Genomic DNA, 7,496 nt, shown 5'->3' on the forward strand with positions numbered 1-7,496 from the left:
GAGCGACCACCCGATTCGGTGTTGCCGGTCGCGCCGGCAGCCGCAATCTTCTGCAGGCGCTGGGCGCCCTCTTCCATCAGGTCGGGCGTCATGCGCGTTCTCCCTTGGCGCCACGAAGCTTCTTCACCAGACCCACCACACCCTGCGGCATGAAGAGCGTGACCACGATGAACAACACGCCCAGGAAATACAACCAGTACTCGGGAAAGCTCACGGTGAGCCAGCTCTTGGCGCCGTTGACGATGAAGGCGCCGACGATGGGGCCGATGAGTGTGGCGCGCCCGCCCACCGCGGCCCAGATCGCGATCTCGATGCTGTTGGCCGTGCTCATCTCGCCGGGGTTGATGATGCCGACCTGCGGCACATACAGCGCGCCGGCAATGCCGCACATCACGGCCGAGATGGTCCAGATGGTGAGCTTGTAGGGCAGCGGGTTGTAGCCGCAGAACATGACGCGGCTTTCAGCGTCGCGCACGGCCTGCAGCACGCGGCCGAACTTGCTGTTGACCAGCCAGCGCGCCCACAAGTAAAAGCCCAGCAGCGTGAGGCCGGTGATGATGAACAGCGTCATGCGCATGCTGGGTGTGGCCAGCGGAATGCCGAGGATGCGTTTGAAATCGGTGAAGCCGTTGTTGCCGCCAAAGCCGGTCTCGTTGCGGAAAAAGAGCAACAACGCGGCAAAGGTGAGGGCCTGCGTGATGATGGAGAAATACACGCCCTTGATGCGCGAGCGGAACGCAAAGTAGCCGAACACAAACGCCACCACACCCGGCACCAGCACGATGAGCAGCAGCGTGGCGATGAAGCTGTCACTCAGCGCCCAGTGCCACGGCAGTTCCTTCCAGTCGAGGAACACCATGAAGTCGGGCAGCTCGCTCTTGTAGTTGCCGTCCAGGCCGATCTGGCGCATGAGGTACATGCCCATCACATAGCCACCGAGCGCAAAGAACAGGCCGTGGCCCAGGCTGAGGATGCCGGTGTAGCCCCAGATCAGGTCCATGGCGAGCGCGCAGATGGCGTAACACATGATCTTGCCGAGCAGGCCGACCATGTAGTCGCTCAGGTGGAAGGCGCTGCCTTCGGGCATGAGGAGGTTGAGCAGAGGCGCCACGGCGCAGACCACCAACAGGGCAACGACGAAGGCGCTCCAGCCGGTGCGGGTGAGCAAGGGGCCGGGCTGGGGCAGCGACACAGCCGCAGGGACGTTGGGTGGGGTGCTCATGCTTCTGCGCTCCGGCCCTTCATGGCAAAGATGCCCTGGGGTCTCTTCTGGATGAAGATGATGATGAAGACCAGCACCGCGATCTTGGCCAGCACGGCGCCGGCCCAGCCCTCAATGAACTTGTTGAGCATGCCCAGGCCGAGCGCGGCGTAAACCGTGCCGGCAATCTGGCCCACGCCGCCGAGCACCACCACCATGAACGAGTCCACGATGTAGCTCTGGCCGAGGTCGGGGCCGACGTTGCCGATCTGGCTGAGCGCGCAGCCGGCCAGGCCTGCAATGCCCGAGCCGAGTGCGAACGCGTAGGTGTCGATGCGCGCGGTGTTCACGCCCATGCACGAAGCAATCGGCCGGTTTTGCGTGACCCCGCGAACGAAGAGACCCAGGCGGGTTTTGGTGATCATGAGCGTCACGCCCACCAGCACGGCCACCGCAAAGCCGATGATGATGATGCGGTTCCACGGCAGGTTGAGGTTGCCCAGAAAGGTCACGCCACCGCTCATCCAGCTCGGGTTCTCCACGCCCACGTTTTGCGCGCCGAAGAGGCTGCGCACGGCCTGCATGAGCACCAGCGAAATGCCCCAGGTGGCCAGCAGCGTCTCCAGCGGGCGGCCGTAAAGGAAACGGATCACCGTGCGTTCCATGGCCGCGCCCACCAGCGCCGAGGCGGTGAATGCAATTGGCAGGGCCGCGAGCAAATACCAGTCGAAATACTCGGGCAGCGACTGGCGAAAGAACACCTGCACCAGCCAGGTGGCGTAGGCGCCGATCATGATGAGCTCACCGTGGGCCATGTTGATCACGCCCATGAGCCCGTAGGTGATGGCCAGGCCGAGCGCGGCCAGCAGCAGGATGCTGCCCAGGCTGATGCCGGTGAAGGCCTGCGCCAGCGTATTGCCCAGGGCGAGCATGCGGTCGATGCCCTTGAGCGAGTCGGCCAGCGCGGCTTTCACACCGGCGTCGGTTTCTTTCTCCATCTGTTGCAGCAGCAGCGGCCGAACGATGGGCTGTTTGGCCTCGCCCAGCTTCTGCGCGGCGGCCAGTCGTTGTGCCGGGTCTTCACTGGCGAGCAGCACAGCGGCCTGCGCGAGCTCCAGGCTCTGGCGCGCCTGCGCATCCAGATTGCCCGCCAGCGCTTTGTCGATCAGCGCAAGCTGGCTGATGTCGGGTTCTTCAAAAGCGCTGCGCTGCAAGGTGCGCGCGGCTTCGCGCTGGCGCTCGGGTGCTGCGCCCACCAGCTCCATGCCCGCCAGCGCACTCTCCATGGCGCTGCGCAGTCGGTTGTTGATCATCACGTCGCCCGCGTCGTCGGGCAGCGCCAGCTTCTCGCCGGTCACGGCGTCCACCGCACCGTCATCCACCACGATGAACACGCGCTCGCCCTGCACACGCACGGCCTCGGCGGCCATGGCCTTGATGAGGGCCGAAGCCTTCTCGTCGGGCTCGGCAGCGAGCTTGTTCAGGGTGTCGATGCGCACATCGGTGTCGCCGTCCACCAGGGCCAGGGCGTCGGCCGGTGTGAGGGCGTGGGCGACACCTGCGCCCATCCCGATCGCCAAAAGCAGCCCCAACAAACGGAGCCAACGAATCGTCATGTGAATTCCTAAGCCGACAAAAGCGATCACAGTAGCGCGCAGGCCCGCCATCCCAAGGGCATCGAGGGTCCGGCTCCGCCGGCCCCAGATGCCGTCCCCCCTCCCAGCGCCGCAGGCGCGCCAGAGAGGGGGGAAGCCGCGTGAGCGGCGCAGGGGGGTGCTTCTTTACTTCTTCATTTCGGGAACGTTCTTTTTCCCTTTGTTTTCTGCGATGTAGTCGCTCCATGGGTCCGCAACCACGGGGCCGGGCGTCTTCCACACCACGTTGAACTGGCCGTCGGCCTTGATCTCGCCGATGAACACCGGCTTGTGCAGGTGGTGGTTTTCCTTGTCCATGGTGCTGGTGAAGCCACCCGGTGCCTTGAAGGTCTGGCCGGCCATGGCGGCGATCACCTTGTCGGTGTCGGTGGACTTGGCCTTGGTCACGGCCTGGGCCCACATGTTGATGCCGATGTAGGTGGCTTCCATCGGGTCATTGGTCAGCGGCCTGTCCTTGTGGCCGGGGATGTTCTTGGCCTTGGCGTAGGCGCTCCACTTCTTCACGAACTCGGTGTTGGCCGGGCTCTTGATGCTCATGAAGTAGTTCCAGGCGGCCAGGTGGCCCACCAGCGGCTTGGTGTCCACGCCGCGCAGCTCTTCTTCGCCCACCGAGAAGGCGACCACAGGCACGTCCTTGGCGGACAGGCCGGCGTTGCCCAGTTCCTTGTAGAACGGCACGTTGGAGTCACCGTTGATGGTGGAGACCACGGCCGTCTTCTTGCCTTCAGAAGAAAACTTCTTGATCTTGGCAATGATGGTCTGGTAGTCGGAGTGACCGAACGGGGTGTACTCCTCCATGATGTCGGCATCGGCCACGCCCTTGGCCTTCAGGAAGGCGCGCAGGATCTTGTTGGTCGTGCGGGGGTACACGTAGTCGGTGCCCAGCAGCACGAAGCGCTTGGCCGAGCCGCCGTCCTTGCTCATCAGGTATTCCACCGCGGGAATGGCCTGCTGGTTGGGCGCGGCACCGGTATAGAACACGTTCTTGCTCAGCTCTTCACCTTCGTACTGCACGGGGTAGAACAGCAGGCCGTTGGCCTCTTCCACCACAGGCAGCACCGACTTGCGCGACACCGAGGTCCAGCAGCCGAAGATCACGGCGACTTTGTCCTGCGTCAGCAGCTGTTTGGTCTTTTCAGCGAAGAGCGGCCAGTTGGAGGCGGGGTCCACCACCACGGGTTCGAGCTTCTTGCCCAGCAGGCCGCCCTTGGCGTTGATCTCGTCGATCGCCATCAGCACCGTGTCCTTGAGCACGGTTTCCGAAATGGCCATGGTGCCGGAGAGGCTGTGCAGCACGCCGACCTTGATGGTCTCCTGGGCGTGGGCGCTCAGGCCGGTGAAGCCGAGCGTGGCGACCGTGGCTGCGGCAGCCAGGGTCTTGAGTGTGAAACGGCGTGCAGTTGAGGTGGCTGGGGTGGTCGACATGGCGCTTCTCCTGAGTTCCTGGGGTCCCGTGAGGGGGTTGTGTTGGCGCCGCCGGCTGCCCTCTTCGGGCATGGCTCAGCGGACATCTGGATGCTAGGGAAGAGGCTCGGGGGCGTATGTACGCCGGGTGGCGTACGTGGCCGGCGCGAGGCTGATTCGGAGGAGGCAGTAGTCACCTACCCAGCGGTCACAATCTCGGTCAGTTCAGTTCCCAAAGACCTGCTGTAACGCCAGCACCGGCCACGACACCATGAGCGATCTGATCCTCTACACCACCGAAGACGGCAAAAGCCAGATCAAGCTGCGAGCCAAAGACCAAACCGTTTGGCTTTCCCAACGGGAGATGGCGCAGCTGTTCGATGTGAGTTCTGACAATGTCGGCTTGCATCTCAAGAATCTATACGAAGACGGCGAGTTGAGCCGAGAGGCAACTACCGAGGAATCCTCGGTAGTTCAAACCGAGGGCATTCGAGAGGTGAAGCGCACCCTGACCATCTACAACCTCGATGCCATCCTGGCCGTGGGCTATCGGGTGCGCTCTCCGCGCGGTGTGCAGTTCCGCCGCTGGGCGTCAACCGTCCTGAAGGAATTTCTGCTCAAGGGCTTCGTGATGGATGACGAGCGTCTGAAGAACCCGGATGGCCGCCCGGACTACTTCGACGAGATGCTGGAACGCATCCGCGACATCCGGGCTTCTGAGAAACGTTTCTATCAAAAGGTGCGCGACTTGTTTGCGCTGAGCAGCGACTACGACAAGACAGACCAAACCACACAAACCTTCTTTGCCACGGTGCAGAACCTTCTGCTCTATGCCGTCACCCAAAAAACTGCCGCCGAGCTCATCACCGCCCGTGCCAACCACAACGATCCCAACTTTGGCTTGTTGCATTGGAAAGGTGGCCAAGTGCGCAAGCAGGACATCCTGGTCGCCAAGAACTACCTGACCGAGGACGAGATCGACACCCTGAACCGCCTGGTGGTGATCTTCCTGGAGACAGCCGAACTTCGGACCAAGAGCCGACAGGAGATTCGCATGGTTTTCTGGCGACAGAACGTGGACCAGATCATCAGCTCCAACGGCTTCCCTGTACTCGCGCACGCAGGGTCCGTTTCCCATGAACAAATGGAGAGTTCGACGATCGCGCTGTACGCACATTTCGATCAACGCCGACAAGGGCAGGAAGCTTTGCAAGCCGACAAACAAGACGAGGCTGAGCTGAAAAGTCTGGAGAGCAAACTAAAACGCCGCCCGAAAGAATGATCGACCGGCATCGCAGCCAACTGGGCAGCTGACAACAGCCACACTAGCAAAAAACAAAGGCCAGCACGAAGCTGGCCTTTGTCGTTTGAGGTCGGCGCCCTTCAGCCCGCAGGCACCAGAAAGTCCTTGCTGATGCGTCCACCGAGCTCGTTCACACGATCGAGGAACTGCGTGAGGAAGGCGTGCAGGCCGGTGGAGAGGATCTCGTCGATGCGGGCGTACTGCAGGTCGGCCTTGAGCTTGCCGGCGCGGCGCAGGGTTTCGGCGGACAGGTCGTTGGAGACCACGGTGAGGTTGTTGACCACTTCGTTCAGGCTGGCGGCCAGGCTGCGCGGCATGTCGGCGCGCAGGATCAGCAGCTCGGCCACGCGCTCGGGCGAGATCACGTCGCGGTAGACCTTGCGGTAGACCTCGAAGCCGCTCACGCTGCGCAGGATGGCGCTCCAGTGGTAGAAGTCGTACTCCTGATCGAGCTCGCTGGCGTTGCCGAAAAAGTCGCTGTGCACCGCATGGAACTTCACATCGAGCAGGCGCGCCGTGTTGTCGGCGCGCTCCAGAAAGGTGCCCATGCGGTAGAAGTGAAACGCTTCGTCTTGCAGCATGGTGCCGATGGCCACGCCGCGCGAGAGGTGCGAACGGAACTTGACCCACTCGAAGAACTCGCTGGGGTCGCGCTCGAAGTTCTTGCTCTTGATCATGCGGCCAAGTTCGAGCCAGGTCTGGTTCTGTGTTTCCCACAGTTCGGTGGTGAGCGCGCCGCGCACAGCCCGGGCGTTTTCACGCGCGGCCTTCAGGCAGGTGGCGATGCTCGAGGGGTTGGACTCGTCGCGCACCATGAAGTCGAGCACGTTGCGCGGCGTGATTTCCTGGCCATATTTCTTGTTGTAGGCGGGCATGAGCTCGCTGATGACCAGCAGCCCTTCCCAGCCCACCTGGGCCACAGCGGCAGACTGCGGCAGCAGCGAGGTCTGGTAGTTCACGTCGAGCATGCGGGCGGTGTTCTCCGCGCGCTCGGTGTAGCGGGACATCCAGAAGAGGTGGTCGGCGGTGCGTGACAGCATGTTGGGTCCCTATATTCAGATGGGGTCAGAGCTGAAGATCTGACCCCAGGTCAATTCGATGTTCAGTCTTCCAGAACCCAGGTGTCTTTGGTCCCGCCACCCTGCGAAGAGTTGACGACCAGAGAACCGTCTTTCAACGCCACCCGCGTGAGCCCACCCGGCACCATCTGCACCTCTTTGCCGCTGAGCACGAAGGGGCGCAGGTCGATGTGGCGCGGCGCCACGCCGCTTTGCACGTAGGTGGGGCAGGTGGAGAGCGAGAGCGTGGGCTGGGCGATGTAACCGCTGGGGTTGGCCACCACGGCCTTGCGGAAGTCTTCGATCTCGGCCTTGGTGGAGGCCGGGCCCACCAGCATGCCGTAGCCACCAGCGCCGTGCACCTCTTTGACCACCAGGTCTTTCATGTTGGCCAGCATGTACTTGAGGTCTTCGGCGTCGCGGCCCATGAAGGTGGGCACATTGTTCAGAATGGGTTTCTGTCCCAGGTAGAACTCGATCATCTTGGGCACGTAGGGGTAGATCGACTTGTCGTCGGCCACGCCGGTGCCCACCGCGTTGCAGATCGCCACGTTGCCGCTGCGGTACACGCTGAGCAGGCCTTCGCAGCCCAGGGTGGAGGTGGGGCGGAACACCGAGGGGTCGAGGAAATCGTCGTCAACCCGGCGGTAGATCACGTCCACGCGTTTGGGGCCGCGCGTGGTGCGCATGTAGACGAAGTTGTCCTTGACGAACAGGTCCTGCCCTTCCACCAGCTCGATGCCCATCTGCTGCGCCAGGAAGGCGTGTTCAAAGTAGGCGCTGTTGTACATGCCGGGCGTGAGTACCACCACGGTGGGCTCGGCGGTGGTGGCCGGGCTCACGGCGCGCAGGGTTTCGAGCAGCAGGTCGGGGTA

General features: G+C 62.9%; 6 protein-coding genes. 1 reads left to right on the forward strand and 5 read right to left on the reverse strand.

The features are described from left to right. Nucleotides 1–88: 88 nt before the first annotated feature. The 3 genes from urtC to urtA all read right to left on the reverse strand — a co-directional run bounded on the left by urtC (nt 89) and on the right by urtA (nt 4,281). A complete protein-coding gene (urtC, locus tag Q0C59_RS17350) occupies nt 89–1,222 on the reverse strand; it encodes an urea ABC transporter permease subunit UrtC (RefSeq protein WP_291217876.1) in 1,134 nt (377 codons plus the stop codon). Beyond that, nucleotides 1,219–2,769 (reverse strand): urea ABC transporter permease subunit UrtB, encoded by a 1,551-nt coding sequence (gene urtB / locus Q0C59_RS17355; RefSeq protein ID WP_291217878.1) that lies wholly within the window; start codon nt 2,767–2,769, stop codon nt 1,219–1,221. The genes urtC and urtB overlap by 4 nt, the downstream gene beginning before the upstream one ends. 213 nt (nt 2,770–2,982) lie before the next feature. Next, nucleotides 2,983–4,281, reverse strand: coding sequence for an urea ABC transporter substrate-binding protein (gene urtA, locus Q0C59_RS17360; protein ID WP_291217880.1), 1,299 nt, complete (start codon nt 4,279–4,281; stop codon nt 2,983–2,985). Between the two features lie 250 nt (nt 4,282–4,531). Between urtA and Q0C59_RS17365 the strand changes: the two genes are divergently transcribed. Then, complete coding sequence (locus tag Q0C59_RS17365) at nt 4,532–5,542, forward strand: virulence RhuM family protein (protein WP_291217882.1); 1,011 nt, start codon at nt 4,532–4,534, stop codon at nt 5,540–5,542. Between the two features lie 101 nt (nt 5,543–5,643). Here the strand turns inward: Q0C59_RS17365 and Q0C59_RS17370 are convergent, their stop codons facing one another. Both Q0C59_RS17370 and Q0C59_RS17375 read right to left on the reverse strand, forming a co-directional pair. Continuing rightward, complete coding sequence (locus Q0C59_RS17370; RefSeq protein ID WP_291217884.1) at nt 5,644–6,603, reverse strand: alpha-E domain-containing protein; 960 nt, start codon at nt 6,601–6,603, stop codon at nt 5,644–5,646. A gap of 62 nt (nt 6,604–6,665) precedes the next feature. Further along, nucleotides 6,666–7,496, reverse strand: an 831-nt coding sequence (locus Q0C59_RS17375) for a circularly permuted type 2 ATP-grasp protein (RefSeq protein WP_291217887.1), incomplete at its 5' end; no start/stop codon positions are given.

Source organism: Hydrogenophaga sp. (assembly GCF_022844385.1).
In the GTDB taxonomy this organism is placed as follows: Bacteria; Pseudomonadota; Gammaproteobacteria; order Burkholderiales; family Burkholderiaceae_C; genus Hydrogenophaga.